General features: G+C 45.5%; 11 protein-coding genes and 1 pseudogene. 5 read left to right on the top strand and 7 right to left on the bottom strand.

From position 1 onward, the window contains the following. Positions 1-75: 75 nt before the first annotated feature. On the top strand, positions 76-1,929 hold the full coding sequence (gene glmS / locus JMX03_RS13875; protein WP_201597492.1) for a glutamine--fructose-6-phosphate transaminase (isomerizing): 1,854 nt from the start codon (positions 76-78) through the stop codon (positions 1,927-1,929). 169 nt (positions 1,930-2,098) lie between these two features. Here the strand turns inward: glmS and JMX03_RS13880 are convergent, their stop codons facing one another. The 4 genes and pseudogenes from JMX03_RS13880 to JMX03_RS15060 form a co-directional block, all read right to left on the bottom strand. Then, the gene (locus tag JMX03_RS13880) at positions 2,099-2,713 is read right to left on the bottom strand and encodes a YceI family protein (protein WP_201597496.1); all 615 of its coding nucleotides are present in this window, start codon (positions 2,711-2,713) and stop codon (positions 2,099-2,101) included. Positions 2,714-2,827: 114 nt separating this feature from the next. After that, entirely contained in the window at positions 2,828-5,938 is a 3,111-nt protein-coding gene (locus JMX03_RS13885; RefSeq protein WP_201597497.1) for an efflux RND transporter permease subunit, read from the bottom strand. Next, the gene (locus tag JMX03_RS13890) at positions 5,935-7,263 is read right to left on the bottom strand and encodes an efflux RND transporter periplasmic adaptor subunit (RefSeq protein ID WP_201597498.1); all 1,329 of its coding nucleotides are present in this window, start codon (positions 7,261-7,263) and stop codon (positions 5,935-5,937) included. The genes JMX03_RS13885 and JMX03_RS13890 overlap by 4 nt, the downstream gene beginning before the upstream one ends. A gap of 318 nt (positions 7,264-7,581) precedes the next feature. Next, positions 7,582-8,931 (bottom strand): annotated as a pseudogene (locus JMX03_RS15060) (NAD(P)/FAD-dependent oxidoreductase). 297 nt (positions 8,932-9,228) lie between these two features. On the opposite strand from JMX03_RS15060, the gene JMX03_RS13905 reads away from it, so the two are divergent. Next, positions 9,229-9,393: a hypothetical protein gene (locus JMX03_RS13905; protein WP_201597504.1), complete on the top strand. Its 165-nt coding sequence runs from the start codon at positions 9,229-9,231 to the stop codon at positions 9,391-9,393. 94 nt (positions 9,394-9,487) lie between these two features. On the opposite strand, the gene recG is transcribed toward JMX03_RS13905, so the two are convergent. Continuing rightward, positions 9,488-11,863: an ATP-dependent DNA helicase RecG gene (gene recG / locus JMX03_RS13910; RefSeq protein WP_227695836.1), complete on the bottom strand. Its 2,376-nt coding sequence runs from the start codon at positions 11,861-11,863 to the stop codon at positions 9,488-9,490. 267 nt (positions 11,864-12,130) lie between these two features. Between recG and JMX03_RS13915 the strand changes: the two genes are divergently transcribed. Beyond that, on the top strand, positions 12,131-13,123 hold the full coding sequence (locus tag JMX03_RS13915; protein WP_201597505.1) for a patatin-like phospholipase family protein: 993 nt from the start codon (positions 12,131-12,133) through the stop codon (positions 13,121-13,123). A 358-nt stretch (positions 13,124-13,481) separates the two neighbouring features. Here the strand turns inward: JMX03_RS13915 and JMX03_RS13920 are convergent, their stop codons facing one another. Further along, positions 13,482-14,075, bottom strand: a complete 594-nt coding sequence (locus JMX03_RS13920) for a hypothetical protein (RefSeq protein ID WP_201597506.1) — start codon at positions 14,073-14,075, stop codon at positions 13,482-13,484. Between the two features lie 436 nt (positions 14,076-14,511). Here JMX03_RS13920 and argA point away from each other — a divergent pair, with 436 nt between their 5' ends. Beyond that, on the top strand, positions 14,512-15,834 hold the full coding sequence (argA, locus tag JMX03_RS13925) for an amino-acid N-acetyltransferase (RefSeq protein ID WP_201597509.1): 1,323 nt from the start codon (positions 14,512-14,514) through the stop codon (positions 15,832-15,834). A gap of 122 nt (positions 15,835-15,956) precedes the next feature. On the opposite strand, the gene JMX03_RS13930 is transcribed toward argA, so the two are convergent. Then, positions 15,957-16,688, bottom strand: coding sequence for an FKBP-type peptidyl-prolyl cis-trans isomerase (locus JMX03_RS13930; protein ID WP_201576834.1), 732 nt, complete (start codon positions 16,686-16,688; stop codon positions 15,957-15,959). Between the two features lie 436 nt (positions 16,689-17,124). Between JMX03_RS13930 and JMX03_RS13935 the strand changes: the two genes are divergently transcribed. Next, positions 17,125-18,780: a mechanosensitive ion channel gene (locus JMX03_RS13935; RefSeq protein ID WP_201597510.1), complete on the top strand. Its 1,656-nt coding sequence runs from the start codon at positions 17,125-17,127 to the stop codon at positions 18,778-18,780. Positions 18,781-18,849: the final 69 nt, after the last annotated feature.

Here is an 18,849-nt window from a genome sequence, read left to right on the forward strand (position 1 = left end):
TTGTTACTTATTAAACAGACATCGAAGCATTGATACATTAAAAGATACATTAAAAACCAAATTTAAGGAATAACTATGTGCGGAATTGTAGGCGCAGTTGCTGAGCGTAATATCGCTAATATCTTACTTGAAGGCTTAAAGCGCCTCGAATACCGCGGTTATGATTCCGCTGGTTTGACTGTCATTCGTGATGGTGAACTGCGCCGTGAGCGCCAAGTGGGTAAAGTACAAGAATTGGTTGATGCCGTCGCTAACGATCCAGAAAACTTTAACGGCCATATCGGTATTGCCCATACACGCTGGGCGACCCATGGTGAGCCTGCACAGCGCAACGCTCATCCGCACGTCTCAGGTAAAATCGCCGTCGTACATAATGGCATTGTCGAAAACTATGCTGAGCTCAAGGAAGATTTGGTCGCAAAAGGCTATGAGTTTACCTCACAGACCGACACTGAAGTAGTCGCGCATCTGATCCATGATATCTATAAAGACAAGTCTGACCTGCTAGAAGCCGTACGTGCCGTCACTCCATTGTTACATGGTGCATTCGCCCTTGGAATTATCCATATTGATAGCCCAGAAGAATTGATTACTGTTCGTTTAGGCTCTCCTTTGGTCATTGGTGTGGGTATTGGTGAGAACTTTATTGCCTCAGATCAGTTGGCGCTATTGCCAGTGACCAATCGCTTTATGTATCTAGAAGAAGGTGACATTGCCAAGATAACCCGCGATAGTATTCAGGTTTATGCCGACGGTGTCGAGGTAAATCGCGCTATCAATGAGATTGATGCTGCGCAGTTCAGTGCTGACAAAGGTGAGTTTAAGCATTATATGCTCAAAGAGATTTATGAGCAGCCTGATGCGGTCGCTCGTACTATCGAGATGGCTATCGATAGCGGCGCAACCTCAAAGTCGCCTAAATTACGTGCTGAATTTTTGCATCGCCATGAAGCCCAGCTTGCAAGCATTCGTCATATACAAGTCATCGCATGTGGTACCAGCTATCATGCTGGTCTGGTCGCCAAATATTGGTTTGAAAGTCTGACGCGCCTGCCGTGTTCAGTTGAAATCGCTAATGAATTTCGCTATCGTAATCCCGTTGTCGTTGATAACTCGCTAGTGATTTGTATCTCACAGTCTGGCGAGACGGCTGATACCCTCTCTGCGCTGCGTGAGATTCAACGAAATAAGCCAACAGGGCTAGTGACATTAGCAATATGTAACGTGCCAACCTCATCCTTAGTGCGCGAAACAGATGTATCTATACCAACGCTTGCAGGCCCTGAGATTGGTGTGGCATCTACCAAAGCCTTTACCACTCAGTTAGTCGCACTCATGCTGTTATTACTGAAAGTGGGCGTCGTACAACAACGTATCGATGATGAGCGTTTGGCATACTTGTTAGAGAACCTACAAAAGCTACCTGGCCAGCTGAATGCCAGTTTAAAACTTGATGCTCCTATTAAGGCGATGAGCGAAAGCTTTGAGCACAAGACCAGTTGCTTATTCCTAGGTCGCGGTTTGCAATTTCCAATCGCTCTAGAAGGTGCACTTAAACTTAAAGAAGTCTCTTACATTCATGCAGAAGGCTACGCAGCAGGCGAGCTTAAGCATGGCCCGTTAGCATTGGTTGACAAGGACATGCCCATCGTCGTTCTTGCACCCAAGGACAGCATGTTCGATAAGCTCAAAGCCAATATGCAAGAAGTTCATGCCCGTCATGGTGAGCTGTTCGTATTCGCTAGTGATGCCAGTCAAATGGTTGAAGAAGATCGCTTGCACATAGTGTATGTCCCTGAGGTCTGCGAAACGCTAGCCCCTATTCTATATAGTGTGCCCATACAGCTATTATCCTATCATGTAGCAGTCATGCGTGGCACAGACGTTGACCAGCCGCGTAACTTGGCAAAGAGCGTCACGGTCGAATAGGTTTATCGTTCGTGGAAAATGACAATGTGTGCGAGTAATAAAGCCTCATCATATTGGACATAAAAACAACCCCTGCTATTGTTAAACTAATAGCAGGGGTTTTTATGTTTAAAAAACTTAACTTAACCATCAAACCCGATGCATCGGTAAGCTTAACTTGTGCCTCGATCTACTGCTTCGCCGCTTCAATCTGGATATCTAAGCTGACATCTTTGGTGATGCCAAGTAAAGTATATTTGCTAATCCCCCACTGCGTACGATCTATCGTGGTGGTGAAGTCGCCACCGCAGACTGGCTTTTTCAGCATAATATTAAAGTAACAATTAAATTTGGTAGCCGTGAGACTGACGGGATGTGTCTCACCATTTAGAGTTAAATTGCCATCAACTTTTGTGACTTGCGAGCCTGATTTTGCATCGCCAAAGTGCCACTTAGTTGATTGAAAGTAAGCCAATGGGAACTGTTCTACATCAAAGAAGTCCGGGCTTTTTAAGGTCAAATCAAAAGCTTTATTTCCTGTATTGATAGAATTCATTGGAATGACTAATGAAACGTCACCTGTCTGTGCTTTTGGATCATACTCTATTTGCCCTGTGATGTTATAAAATCCGCCCGTATTGGTAGAGGTATTAAAGTGATCAATGGCGAAGCGCACGTTAGCATGGGTGGGGTCAATGTGGTAGGTAGCCGCATGACTGCTCATCATAGCGCACATAGATAATAGCAAGGCGCCCAGAGACTTACGATAAGAAGGCACTAGTTGCGAAAATGAAAGCTGACTCATGATTATATTCCTTTGTGGGTAATGCTTAATGGCATTTAGCGATCATATTACTTGTCATAACATCAGCTTCAAATACACCCGTACTGCTGACTTACTATTTATATCGTCAATCCACTATAGCTCATCAACAGTTGGACTGTCTTCATCTTTACCATGCGGGATCAGCCACTTAGCAAACCAAGCCGACAGGTCATCCATGAGAGTATAAACAACTGGAATCACCACCAAGCTTAATAAAGTAGAGGTCACTAGCCCGCCGAGGACAGCCGCTGCCATCGGCCGGCGGAAGGTAGGATCAGCCTCACCCCAACCAAATATCAATGGCAACATGCCAGCACCCATCGCGATACTCGTCATAATGATAGGACGTGCACGCTTGCGGCAGGCATCAATGATTGCCTCAAAACGCTCAAGGCCACGGCGCTGGGCTATCAGTGCATAATCCACCAGCAAGATAGAGTTTTTGGTGGCGATACCCATCAGCATAATAAAGCCAATCATCGACGGCATCGATAAGCTGCTGCCCGTAATGACCAGTCCCACAAACGCCCCGCCTATCGATAGCGGCAATGCCATCAGAATCGTGAAGGGCTGCAATAAACGCCCGAATAATAGAATCAGCACGCCTAAGATACAAACGATACCCACCGACATGGCGATGACAAAGCCACTAAATAGCTCAGCCATATTCTCTGCCTGACCTTGGTCAATCACCGTAATCGAAGTCGGCAAATTCTGCATGGTCGGGGTGTTTTTGACTGCCTGTACCAAGTCGCCAAGCTCTCCATCTTCAGGCTGTACAGTGATACTAATCGCCCGCTCGCGATCTAGTCGGCTGATTTGGGCAGGACCTGTACCAAAGCTTAGGTCTGCCACCTCACCGACACGTACTCCTTGTCCTGCAGGTCGCGCACTAGGAACATACAAGCCTTCTAACTGACTGACGTTTTGCTTGGCAATATCAGGCAAGCGCACCACAATCGGAATCTGCCGCGTGTCTAAATTCAGCTTAGATAAGCGCTGCTCATAATCACCCACTGTGGCGATACGTAAAGTAGCAGCGATGTCTTGGGTGGTGACACCTTTGTCTGCCATGGCTAACCGATCAGGAGTGACTGTCAGTTCTTGCCGCGGTAGGCTACGATCACTGGTGACTGCGCCAACGCCAGGCAATGCGCGTATGTCTGTCATAATCTGTTGCACAGTCTGCTCTAGCACTTGTGGACTGGTACTGGTCAAGGAGAAGTTATATCCAGTCTCACCGCCAACTGCGAGACCAATGGTAAAGCGCGCGCCCGGTATTTCTGACAATATGGCGCTAATGCGTTTTTCTATGTCCTGCTTGGAGGCGCGCTCGGCTCTTGGTGTCAGCACAATATCTAAGCTACCGATATTTTTTGCCATATTACCACTACCGCTAGCGTTCGGCCCCATAGCCGCTTGCGCTTGCCCTACCGTGGTAAAAGTACTCTCAACTTCTGGCATTTCTGAGATTCGCGCATCTGCTAGTGCGACTACGCGCTCGGTATCTTCAAGCTCAACATCAGGTGTCAGCTCAACCGCGACTCGTGTCTGATTCACATCGTCATCAGGAATAAAGGCAGTCGGTAGCAGCTTCACCAATGCAAGTGATGCTATAAACAACGCCACCGTTGCCGCCATCGTCAACCAACGCTTATGCAGCGTCCATGATACGACTTTGAGATACCACGACATAACCTTGCTTTGTTTTTCAACTTGCTTTTTTTCAGGGCGCAACACATAGGCTGCCATCATGGGCGTAATCAGACGCGCGACCATCAATGAGGCAAATATCGCCAAAGCAGCCGTCCAGCCAAACTGCCGAAAGAACTGTCCAACGATACCGCCCATAAAGGCCGTGGGCAAAAACACTGCAATCAAGGTAAAGGTAGTCGCAACAACCGCTAACCCAATCTCTTCCGCTGCCTCCATTGCCGCCTCGTACGGCGTTTTTCCCATACGCAGATGGCGCATGATGTTTTCGACTTCAACGATGGCATCATCGACCAGTACCCCAATGACTAAAGACAAGGCCAATAACGAGATAATATTGAGACTGAAGTCAAACAGATACATCCCCAAAAAGGTAGGAATAATTGATAATGGCAGCGCCACAGCAGTCACAATGGTCGCGCGAATATTGCGTAAAAATAAGAAAACTACCACGACAGCTAAAATACCGCCTTCAATCAGCATACGCAGTGACGCTTGATAGTCATCGGCGACTGGCGTGGCTCTATCGTAGGCTTTATTGATAGTGATATTGCCCATATCTGCACTCAGCTGTGCGAGCGCCTCATCGGTACGCACCATTACTTCAACTTCACTGGCACCGCGCGAGCGGGTGATATCAAAAGCCACAACGGTTTGCCCATCGAGCTTGGCAACAGAGCTTATATCAGCAGGACCATCTGTCACTTCGGCCATACGCCCTAGCGCTTGCGTGCCACCAGTCGGTACGGCAATCTGCAATTCATTCAGCTCATCGGCACGCTCAACTGCTCCTAGTACACGGATGGTTTGCGTGGTCTTGCCGACTTCAGCTTCTCCGCCTGAGCTGTCTTGCTGAATGCCTGCGATCTGCTGCGACAGCTGAATAATAGAAAACTGCAAGCCACTTAAGGCAATGGGGTCGGCTGCGACAGTAATCTCACGCTCAAGACCACCGATTCGGCTGATTGAGCCAACACCTTGGATATCAGATAAACGCTTGGTAATGGTGTCATCGACGAACCATGATAAGTCCTCAACACTCATATTATCAGCCGAGACCGTATAGGTAACGATAGGAAATCCTGAGGTTGAGACCTTGGTAATGATGGGCTCATTAACCGCTGCTGGCAAGTCTCCACGCACCTCGCCGACGGCTGAGCGCACATCATCAACCGCTTCTTGAATGTCTTTATCCAATATAAATTCAGTCGATATAGTCGCTACGCCTGTCTGTAGGCTACTGCGAATATGCTTGATACCGTTGATACTGGTGAGCTGGTTTTCAATCTTTTTGGCAACGTCGTTTTCAAGCTGGGCAGGTGCTGCACCTGGTAAGGTCACTGTGACCACCACCGCAGGCAAATCAATGTCAGGAAACTGCTGCACCTTCATTTGCAAAAAACCGTACACACCGCCCATCGTCAACAGCACAAACAGTAAAATCGCGACCAATGGGTTCCTAATCGAATAAGACGACACATTAAAATTCATGATTGCGCCTGCGCTGTATTGGTTGCTGTGTTGACATTTTCATTGAGTCCATCAACAATCCGCACCAAATCGCCATCATTCAAAAAGCTGCCGCCTTGCTTGACCAGTCTACTGTCAGCAGGTAATGGCTCAGTAAGCGCCACGCTGTCACCGATGCGCTCTCCCAACGTCACGCGCTGCTGCTGGATACGCCCAAGCGTTTTAGCATTTTGTGTTTTCACGTCTGTCACTAGCATCAAATAATCATAACCATCATTACTGACGATGGCGCTATTGGGCACCGTTTGCATGCTTGCGCTGCCCAGCATAAACTCGCCCGTTTGATACATGCCAGCACGTACCGCTGGATTGGCAGCTAAGCTCACATAAATAGTGATTTGGCGATTGTTATCTGCGGTTGGCGCGATGCGGCTTACTTGTCCCATCACTGATTGATCTCTTGGTAAGCTGACCTGCACTGGCGTACCTATAGTCACGTCACCGATGAGTTTGGGATCGATATCTGCACGCCATTCCAAAACACCGTTCTTAATAATGGTAAATAGTGGCTCACCGCCCGAAACCATACCGACCTCAACCATCTTGTCACTGATAATCCCACTGACTGGCGCGACAACTTTGGCGTTTTCAAGATTTAGCTGCTGATTGCTCAAGCGAGCTTTTGACGCTTGTAGCGAGGCTCTAGCACGCAGCTCTGAGGTGCGATAACGATCAGCTTCTTGTTTGCTGATAGCGTCGATATCGAGTAGCGGCAGTACACGTGCCGCATCAGCACTGGCATTGGCAAGTGTGGCCTCAGCTTCTGCCACGTCTGCTTGTGCTTGTACCACTTGCTGCTCCATAGCATCCGTATCAAATACCGCTAGTACTTGACCCGCTTTGACCCGATCGCCCTCTTCAACCAAGATGCGCTCAATGGCAACCCCATTGACTTTGGCACTGACATTCGCGGTGTCTTTGGCACTGATTGTCCCATCCGCCGTTAGCATGTTGCCGATACTCTCTTGGCTAGGCATGACTGTCTCAACTGACAATACGGCTTGCTCGCTAGCAGTGCTATCCGTAGCTACATTATTACTCTGTGCACCCGAAGATACTGCTTTTACCTCAGCATCCGTACTTCCACCCCAATATCTGCCTAGCAATACACCAATCACCAGCACCGCTGCCAATGCTGGTAAAAACCATACAGGAAACTTTGACGATGGCTGACTAGCAGGCACCTCTGTCTGACGATAAGGTGGCAGTTCAGACTCAGGTATCGGCTCTGGCGGCATAGGCGGCTGAACCGCTTGCTTATCGTTAGGGTCTTGAAAGTCACTCATAGTCAGTCTCTGTAAATACGCGCATTAATAAAAATTTTATTCTTTAAGGGTTGGAAGTGGTTACAACTAGACTGGCAAAAAAACCAATCGATATTATTATTCTTTTTAGTATTTTATAGTATCGCAACGAGCGGTCAATCATTAGTTACTCTGAAAAGGTGGCCTGTATCGGTCAAACTATTTGAATGCAAAGGGTTGTGAATGTAGAAGGTTGTGAGTACCAATGAATCATAGGTAGGTTCTGCTGCCCCTCTAAAATTTGCAGATCATCATTTATCAAGTAGCCATTTATCAGGCCGCCATTTCCAAGCAGATACCCTATAAACCACGCTCTTCAAATTTGTCTACTAAGGTCAATGCCCCAGTCAACGCCTTTGCACTACACCAGCTTAATACATCCCCTGGCAGACGAATCGCTTTTCTATTGACGATCCAAAAGTCAGTCAGATCACTATTTTGCTCACTGAGTAATTGCGCGATTAACTTACCATTTAAGTGAGTTAAAGAGACGCCATGACCTATACAGCCGCAGGTATAAATGATCTTGTCAGAGTTTAGATAGCCAATCTCTGGGGTCATATCTAAGTTAACTGAAGTCGGACCGCCCCATTTATAAGCGATTTTGACCTCCTGTAATTGCGGATAAATCCACTTAAGATGATCTTCACAGTGCTGCCACGCTTTTGGATTGCTATCTTTATCCATATTCTTGCCATAAGCCGCATCGACGCGCCCGCCTCCCATCGTGATGCGTCCATCTGCTGTCGGCCTAAAATAATGCACCAGTTGCCTATTGTCTTCAAACGCTTGTCTCTTATGCCAGCCAATAGAGTCCCATTGCTCTTGAGTCAGAGGTTCCGTGACCACTTGATACGTCCAAACAGGAAGTTACTGGTTTTTTAGGCTGACTCCAGGCACGTTGCGTGAATAGCCATTGGTACCAATGACCAGCTTTTCACTGGTGATACTGCCCTTGGGTGTCGTTACTTTGATGCTTCTGGATTCTTGGATGTCTGTGGCAGGTGTCGTTTCATAGATATCGACGCCTATCTGCAAACAGATTCTTTTTAATTCTCGCACCTGTTTGCAAGGGTTTAGTAGACCCGTCTGTGTTTCATACATGCCTGCGAGGAACTTATCGGTTTTAAATTCTTGAGCCAGCGCCTCTTTTTTGCACCATGACATATCGCTATCTAGACCTAACTTTTGAAACAACTCATAGGTCTTGCTCAGTCTTTTGGCTTGCCTATCAGAATAGGCGACTCGAAACATACCAGTATGCTGATAATCAGATTGAAGGTCATGCTCTTGCACCAGTTGCTGTACATGATCTACCGCTTTCAGCATATATTGATGCGCTTGGATGGTTTTTTGCTCACCCCATCGCAGCACTGTTGTCTCAGGCTCGAGACCGAATAGCTTCATACTAAAGCCACCGTTGCGTCCACTAGCACCGTAGCCGATTATCGCCGCTTCGATGACAACGACCGTCGCATTAGGATTGATTTTCTTAAACTCATAAGCCGTACTCAGACCACTAAAACCACCACCGATAATACACACATCAGCCGTTATGTCAGTTGTAAGCGCAGGATTAGGATCGTACTGACCATAATCTTTTAACCAAAAAGATTTGTCTTCATACATCGTTTGGTCGTTGACGGTCATGATCTACTCCTGTTTATCTAAATAAGGGCGTGCGTTTCGGGCTTGTCATTAATTAAATGATGAGAGTAGAAGTGAGCGGCTTGAGACAGTAGATATGGATAGCTGTCATTCATTTTACATACGCCCTACAGTAAAATCTTGTGTTCTGCTAACAATCTGCTAGTATTTATTAATAACGTTATTAAATCCATGACATAATCATGGTAATATCATTATTAAGTCAAGTAGCTTTGATTCTATACTGATGTTAAGACGCTGAATACCCAGCACTTTAAATCATAAATCAAGGAGTCCATCATGGCTAATAAAGAGAAAGTAAAAGACCTTAAAAAAGATATCAAAGACACTGAAGCAAAGATTGATAAGCAAAAGAAAAAGCTTAAAGACCTTAAGAAAGAGCTAAAAAAGGCAAAAAAAGAAAAGCCTGAGAAAAAAACCAAGAGCGAAAAGAAAGATAAATAAGATTTTCTTCTGAACCTTTCTTTGAAGATACCTATTTCTAGACAAAAAAGAGGATGGCACTTGCTGTCCTCTTTTTTATTTACCTCACTCTCTTTTAAGCATTGGTATAGCGACTGGCCTCAGGCATCCAGCGATGTATCAGTTGGCTGACATCGGCTTTACGCGTGGGGTCTGCAATTAAATGCTTCGCCAAACGCTGCGCAATGGCAAACAGCTCTTCATCACGAATGAGATCAGCCAAATAATAGCCCACATTACCCGTTTGCCGTTTGCCAAGTAATTCACCTGGACCACGCAGCTCTAAGTCTTTTTGGGCAATGACGAAACCATCGGTGCTATCGCGTAATACATTTAAACGCTCAGTGCCAGTTTCCGACAACGGCTTTTGGTATAACAATACACAATAGCTTTTGGTCGAGCCGCGACCAACGCGCCCACGCAACTGATGTAACTGCGACAGACCCAAGCGTTCAGCATTTTCGATGACCATTAATGATGCGTTTGGTACATCAACTCCGACTTCTATGACCGTTGTCGCAATCAACAAATCAAGATTACCCGCTTTGAACTCCAACATGATGGCTTGCTTATCAGCGGACTTCATCTTGCCATGTACCAGCCCAATGCGAATATCCAAACGCTCATTTAAGTCTTCATAAGTGGCCTCAGCGGCTTGCGCATCGAGTACGCTCGACTCTTCTACTAGCGAACAAACCCAATACGCCTGCCTACCCGCCTCACAATTGATCGCAATGCGTTCTATCACTTCATCACGGCGGTTGCGATCAATTGTCACCGTAGTAATTGGCGTCCGTCCTGGTGGCAACTCGTCAATGATAGAGGTATCCATATCGCCGTAAACACTCATCGCTAGCGTACGCGGAATCGGGGTCGCAGTCATGATCAGCTGATGCGGCGTACTATTGGCCACGCCTTTATTGGTCAAAGCCATGCGCTGCTCAACGCCAAACCGATGTTGCTCATCAATGATGACCAGTCCTAACTTGGCAAACTGCACTTGCTCCTGAAACAGCGCATGAGTACCGACGACCACTTGCACCGTATTCTCACTCACGGCCTCTAACGCTTCGCGGCGCTGCTTTGCCGTTTGCTTACCTGCCAGCCAGCCCACACCAATACCCAATGGCTCAAACCACTGCTTAAAGTTTAATAAATGCTGCTCGGCTAGTATCTCAGTCGGTGCCATAACGGCTACTTGCCAGCCACTATCAAGCGCATAGCCCGCTGCGCCTGCTGCGACTAGAGTCTTACCTGTGCCCACATCGCCTTGCACTAGTCTTAGCATTGGGATAGAAGTCGCCATATCAGCCGTAATATCTTTCATCACTCTTTTTTGTGCACCCGTGAGGTCAAAAGGCAATGCCGAAAATAGCTTATCAGCCAATGGACTTTGGGTGGCACATTTGGGCGCTTTATGCTGATGTAATTGCTGACGGCGATATAACAGACTGAGCTGATGCGCGGTCAACTCTTCGATGATAAGACGCTGACAGGCAGCATGCGTACGGGCGCTTAATTGAGTGAGTAGTTTATATTGCTGTCCAGCATCGGTATAAGTAGGTGGTGTATGCAGTAATACTAAGGCTTCAAATATCGTCAAGTTATAGACATTATTATTGGCCGTTTTCGCAGCGACTGTATTGATATTATGGTTTGCCTCACTGCTTGTATTGTATGCAGTGCTACTGGCTTTATTGACACTATGACCAATCGTGTTGTCAGGTACACTACGCGCCAGAGTTGAGAATATATCTTCCGAATATTCTGGCTCTGCTACCAATGATGCAGTCGGCTCAAACGGTGCCAATGGCAAGTCCGCTACTACAGCAAAATCCTCTGGCGTAAATAGTGTCATCGGCAGACCTTGACTGCGGACGGTTTGCAATGCCAATTTAATCAAGGTGCGTAGCTTATTCTGGTGCAAGCCTTTGACGCTCGGATAGATTGGCTGCAGACCCGTATCAGTCATAACTGTATTATCAGTGATAATTTGATATTCAGGATGATGCATCTGCTTACCGTAACGGCTGACTTTTACCTCGCCAAACAACTGTAGCCGTGTACCCAGATTCATGGTCTGCGCAAGACCACGATACACCTTGAAGAAGCGCAATGAGATCGTGCCAGTATCATCATCGACAATCACTGTCATACCGCTGCGCTTGGTATCGACGTGTACTATCCGCCCAGTGATTAACGCGGCTTGCCCATGACCGACATCGGCTATCGATACCAGTCGGCTACGATCTTCGTAATCACGTGGCAAATGCAGCAGCAAATCAAATATTCGTTTGATATTTAATTGTGCCAACTGCTCTGCGACTTTTGGTCCGACACCCGCTAGCGCCGTCACTGGCATATCGAGTGCCGAAACTGGCAGCTCAGAGCGCAAATGATCTGCTAAAGGCGCTGAAAAAGTGGTTGAAGTTTGGTTAACCGATATTGGCATCAAAGATCCTAACGATATTATTTTTAAATTCTGTATGGTTGAATACTTTATAGTTAGTTGTTTTTCTTAAAGCCTAATCATTAAACCATATCCAAACAGTATAATAATCAACAAACTATGAAAATAGTGAACTTATATCATTATAACTGACAACACCATTGATTATGCTAAGCTATTTATCAGGTTTTTTTGATTATTCGACCATGGCACTGATGCTAGCTTCCATGGCACTGATGCTAGCTTATGGCGATTTTATAAGGTCTTTTTATGTCCGCTTCTGTCTCTGTCTACAAATATCATCATAATTTTGCACGACTACGTATTAGCCTGCTAAGCACATTGGGGCTGTGTATTAGCGCTTGTAGCACTCTGACCCCAGCAGCGCCAAAGCCTGTGATAGAAACACCTAGTGTGGCCTTGGTATTGGGCGGCGGCGGCGCCAAAGGCTTTGCTCATGTTGGTGTCATTAAGACGTTAGAAGAAAATGGCATTAAGCCAACTTTGGTCGTTGGCACTAGCGTCGGTAGTTTAGTCGGCAGCCTATACGCCAGTGGTTACAATCCACAGCAGCTTGAACAATTAGCATTGAACACCCCTGATAGCGAGTTGACAGACTTTGTCTTCTCCAACCAAGGCTTTATCGAAGGTATCAAACTCAAAAACTTCATTAACGCAAAAGTCGGTGGACGCGCAATAGAAGACTTTCCGATGCGCTTTGCAGCGGTCGCGGCAGAGAAGCAGACGTTAAAAAAGGCGGTTTTTACCACTGGTAATGCAGGGCTTGCGGTACAAGCGTCATCTAGCGTGCCTAATATTTTCATCGCGCCGCGCATTCCTGAAAAAGTGGGCAAAAAATATATTGATGGCGGTGTGGTCAGCCTAGTCCCTGTCGATAGCGCTCGTGACTTAGGTGCGGATATTGTCATTGCTGTCGACGTGACTGCGCCTTCACCAAGCACAAAGAGCAAGACCAACAATATCTTGCCTGCTATTACCTCATTAAGTAGCTTTTGGGCATTGCTTGAAAACAACCTAGCCTCTAACGCCACTCTTGCAGCCACCAACCACAGCTCATCCATGCGTCATGAGCGGGAGCGTGCTGATATTGTCATTACTCCCGATGTCGCTCACATCAGCTCAATAGACACCAGTCAGAGTAGCATACTTATCTCCGCTGGCTCGCAAGCCACTGCCCCACAAATTAACGCTATTAAGCAGCTGATTAAAGAAAAATCTAACAGTAAATACGCCACACTTTGACAACGTCTATACAGCGTCTATAATCAATTGAAAATAAAACTGTTATAGATTGAGATGCGCTACTGGTATAAATTTTACTTGCGTGCTGCGTTCCCAGAGGCTGCGCAAAATTCATTCCAGTAGCGCTATGTCATTTCTAAAGTGTATTAACTATACAACCAACTCTCGCACATCCTAAATCGTGCTAAAAAAAGCACCACAATCATCAATTGCAGTGCTTTTTTTATATTACTTAACTATCCAGTATGAGTGTTATACCATTTCCAAAAACGAGAGCAACGCGGAAAACTTGCGCAAGTACTACACCTAGTAGGCTTAGCAAGTTTGACAATGTTAATCGCATTTTGGGGGGTTGGTATTATTTCACTTTTGCACGGTATTTAACCACTACCGTATCATTTAGACCCACGCCTTCTAGATCCCAACGTACCGCTGTGTAATGCTTTAGATCAACTTCTTGCAGCTGGTTGTCCACTCGCGTACGTAATGGCATCCGCGCAAAGGTATTGCCATCGACACTACCATAGGGAAAGTCAGGAGACACAGCGCGCAGCAGCTCAACCTGCTCAGGGATGGTCAAAGTGACCGTCATCTTGCGTACTCGATCAGGGTTGGTGTTGGTAAAAAACCCTTGATATTCTAAGACATTGCCCGATTGCAGGCGCGTCTTATCAGTAACAGGTACTAATAGCTCCTGTCCATTTGCATCAACGCTGATCAAAGAAGCCGTAATTTTGGTATTAATGGCTTGTGCGCTTGAGCCATTACTTGCAGCACTATCATTAGGCGATTGCATGGTAGTCGCGTTATCAAGCGCAGGCTCTGGCGTGGGTAGCATCGCTGTAGCTTGCGTTACCGCCATCGCACCGACAAGCGTACCGGCAACGACGTGAAACAAACGATGACCGGCCCAAGCGGTGAACGGATTGGCTAACTGGTTGCTTTTTTTCATGGTATTCATTATTCCTAGTTGATATACCGATAAATCGGTGCTGGTCAAATTATGATTTCAAAAACAAGAGGCTTTCTATTAATAGGAGCTTAAGGCTAACAACTATAGCTGATTCGATTTAAAAGAGGATAAAAGCAACCAAGTGTAGATGTATACGTGATACTTCATAAGGTTGAGGTTGTCACTCTTTAATAGTTGATTGACTATATCATAACGCTGTTTACCCTTAAGACAATAGCACTTAGCATAGCAAAAAGCCTTTAGTGGTACACTAACCCAGTGTTGAGGTTGTGTATATAAAAATCTCTGTAAACCCCTATCAATATCGCTAAAATAAAAGATAGCCCATACTGGCGTTTTTTGCTATGGTAAATCCTTAGCGACAGGCTTTTTTTATCGCCTCCCTTTTACTATTCCGACTACTACTGCTCCTACTATGACTACTAGCGCCATGCCACAGATCAACCCTGAATACGTCCATTGGTTCCGTAACTCTGCACCTTACATTAACACTCATCGCGGCAAGACATTCGTGATTATGTTTGGTGGAGAGGCGGTCAATCATCCAAATTTCAGCACCCTTATCCATGACTTTGCCTTGTTGCACAGCTTGGGTATCAAGCTGGTGCTGGTACATGGTGCGCGCCCACAGATTGAAAAAAACCTTCAAGAAATAGGCGTCACCTCGCCGCTACATCAAGACATTCGCGTCACTCCGCGTGAGGCCATGCCCTCTATTTTGCAAGCAGTTGGCGCTATTCGTCTGCAAATCGAAGCTCAGCTATCAATGGGCTTGGCCAATTCGCCTATGTACGGCTCACGTATCGATGCTATTTCTGGCAATTTTGTGACGGCACGCCCCTATGGCATCCGTGACGGCGTTGATTATCAGATGACTGGTGAAGTGCGCTCAATAGACGTCGATGCTATAAAAAACAACTTGCTCCATGACCATATTGTCATATTAGGCTCCATGGGTTACTCAGCTACTGGTGAAGTCTTTAACTTGTTGGGCGAGGATGTTGCCCTTAGTGCAGCAGTAGCACTTGGCGCTGACAAGCTGATTTTATTAGGCGAAGAAGCAGGTATTAATGATGGTGACCGCTTATTGCGTGAAATGATTCCAAATGAAGTCGATCGCTTCTTACGTGACCGCGACTTAAACAGTGAGATTAATTACTTTTTGCACTGTGCCAGTAATGCTTGCCGTCAAGGCGTTCATCGTACCCACATTATCTCTTATGCCAAAAACGGCGCGCTGTTAGAAGAGCTGTTTACTCGTGATGGTTCTGGCACCTTGATCAGTCATGATCCTTACGAAGAAATCCGCCATGCAAATATTGATGATGTGGTCGGTCTCACTGAAATACTCGCCCCTCTTGAAGAGCAGGGAATCTTAGTAGCACGTTCACGAGAACGCCTAGAGCAAGAAATTGACAACTATAGCGTCATTGAACGTGACGGGATGATTTTGGGCTGCGCCGCATTATATCCATTAGACGATGACTCCGCAGAAGTCGCTTGTGTCGCCGTACACTCTGAGTACCGTAACGGTAGCCGCGGCAACGACTTGCTTGCCTTTTTAGAGCAGCAAGCACGGAGTCACGGATTGCATAAACTGTTTGTATTGACCACGCGTACTGCGCACTGGTTTGTCGAGCATGGATTTGTTGAGGTCGATGCCAATGCCCTACCTGCATCACGCCGAGAGAAATACGATAACAGTCGTAACTCAAAAGTCTTTCAAAAAACTCTTTAGCTGTCACAGCTAGTGGTAGCTATTCACAGATACGCTATGTAAAAAAAGCCCTCAGTTTTGGACTGAGGGCTTTTTCATTGTGTGTCATTAACGCTTAGTACAGCTTTATTTTACTGCCAGTTTTATTTTACTGATAGCAGCTCAACGGTAAAGATTAGCGTGCTGTTTGGCTCGATACCCGCATTACCTGCTTCGCCATAAGCGATGTCTGCTGGGATATAGAACTCGTATTTACCGCCCTCTTTCATCAACTGTAGACCTTCTGTCCAGCCTGCGATGACTTGGTTCAATGGGAACTCGATAGGCTCACCGCGCTCATAAGAGCTGTCGAATACCGTACCATCAATCAGCTTACCTTCGTAGTTGACTTCAACGATGTCCGTCGCTTTTGGTGATTTACCAGTACCCGCTTCTAACACTTTATACTGTAAGCCTGTATCAGTGACTTGCACGCCTTCTTTTTTAGCGTTTTCTGCTAAGAATGCTTCGCCTTTAGCTTTATTATCTTCGGCTTTGGTCTGCATATCTTGTACAAACTTCTCTTCTTGCTCTTGTTGATAGGTCATGAGCACTTCTTCCATCTGTTCTTGGGTCAAAGCAGACTCTTTGCCTTCATAGCCATCGCGGAAGCCTTGTTCAAAAGTATCAAGATTTAAGTCTTGTACGGCCTCTTTATTACCTTCTGCCATCATAAAGCCTAGGCTATAGCCTACTTTTTCTGTCGCTGAGCTTTGCTCAGTAACCGAAACGCTTTTTGCAGCGCTTTCTTGATTGCCATTATTGGTACTACAGCCTGTCACTAATAGCATAGCACTGGCTAGCGCACTGATGGTTAAAGTGGTGATTTTTTTCATAGAATACTCTCAAGTTGAAAAACGAGTGGTAAAAACATTTTCATGGTTTGATTTGGTTGCCATCATAACAAATACTGGTTTTAGGAGCCACGATTACGAAAAAATTATCCGTTCAATGTACAGTCTTTGTTAATATTTATCTCTAAAATAACAACTTATCACACAATTATAGCGTGAGGTTAAGCTTTCTATCTTTAACTACACTATTATATCAGTTAAGCTAAATCGTTATGTGTGGTAAGCAACTGGTAGGTTCTTGAGCATAAACCTTTATTTCATAAGCAAATTTTATATTTGCACTACCTATAAACCTTTACTTACTACATGAGCGATCTATTGCAATTACAACAACATTATTTTTAAATAGTCATGTGTATGCTGTTTTGTGAACACATCATATCTCACCACTGTCACATGATACTTAGAGGAGCATAAGATGAATCCAATGTTTGCATCTTTCAATGGCTACCTTGGTGGACCTATCGGTTCCATCATTGGAGCCATTTTGATTTTCGTCATCGGTTGGCTGGTCGCGCTTGGTATTGCAGCGCTTGTACGCAATGTATTGGCCAAGGTCAATCTCAATCAGCGCATGAACTCGTCAACGGGTAAAAGTTACGACCTAGAGGGTATTATTTCTAAAGTTATCTTCTGGTTTATCTTTATTATTGCCATTTCAGGCGCGCTGACCCAGTTAAACTTAAACTCTATTTCAGCACCGTTTGCCAATATGGTGAACCAAGTACTGGTATTTATTCCTAACCTCATCGGCGCTATCGCTGTTGGTGTCATCGGTTGGGTCATTGCTACTGTCGCACGTACTGCGCTTAACACTGCCTTATCAAAAACCTCAATGGATGAACGCTTAAGCGCACAAGCTGGCGTCAAACCTATGAGTAACACGATTGCTGATATGGTTTATTGGTTCATCTTATTGGTTGTATTGACGATGGTTCTAGGTCAATTAGAGCTTGATGGTTTATTCGCACCACTAAGCAATATGGTTGATAAAATATTTAGCTTTATCCCTAACATTCTTATTGCTGGTGTGGTCTTTGTGGTGGGTTATATCATCGCCAAAGTCGTACGCGGCATCGTTACCAACTTAGTTTCTACCTTTGATGTGCAGTCACTTGCTACAAAAGCTGGCGTAAGTGAGCAAAACAGCTTACCTAATATCGCAGGTTCTTTAGCATTTTTAGTAGTCATTATTCCAACGACTATCGCTGCATTGAATGCTCTAAAAATTGAAGTCATCGCACGTCCTGCAACCAACATGCTCAATAAAATCATGGAAGCACTGCCAAACATCTTTATGGCAGCAGCTATCTTGGTTGTGACTTTCTATGTAGTACGTATGATTGCTAACATCATCAAAGGCTTGATCGAAAACACTCAGATCAATCAATTGCCTGCCAAAGTTGGCCTACAAGAAACCATGGGCGATAAGAGAGTCTCTGACCTAGTTGGTTATGCGATTATCTTCTTCGCAATGTTATTTGCCTCTATCGCAGCTGCTGATCTATTAGGTTTTGAACCTATCTCAGCCATCATCACGATGTTCATTGCTTTTGGTGCCAACATCATTTTAGGCGCGATTATCCTATTCATTGGTTTTTGGCTTGCCAATATCATTGCTGGTGTCGTTGAGCGCTCTGAACAAGGCTCACAGTTCCTAGCAAACATCGTACGTGTACTGATCATGGGCTTAGTACTTGCCATGGGTCTAAAGGCGATGGGTATTGCTGATTCTATTGTTAACCTAGCATTTGGTCTAACATTGGGTGCAGTAGCCGTTGCATTCGCTCTATCATTTGGTCTTGGTGGTCAAGAAGCAGCAGCACGCTTCCTACGTAAGATGCAAGATAAGATGGATAAAGAACAAACTGAAGCAAAAGCAAAGCCTGCGCTTGAGCCTAGCTCAACGACCAAAGACAAAGTCGCTGATTCAGTTCGTGATAATACACCTGCCGCTACCAGCACAACGACTAGCGACTTGCGTACAGACACAGTCGATACCAATAAAATAGGTACTGACGCTGTAGATATTACTCATGTCGAAAATAGTGACGACAATAACGGCTTAAACTAAGTCTTAATCAGTAAGCTATTCGCAATAAAAAGACAGCCTAGGCTGTCTTTTTTTTTGCGATATATTTCA

This window comes from Psychrobacter fulvigenes (assembly GCF_904846155.1).
Classification (GTDB): Bacteria; Pseudomonadota; Gammaproteobacteria; order Pseudomonadales; family Moraxellaceae; genus Psychrobacter; species Psychrobacter fulvigenes.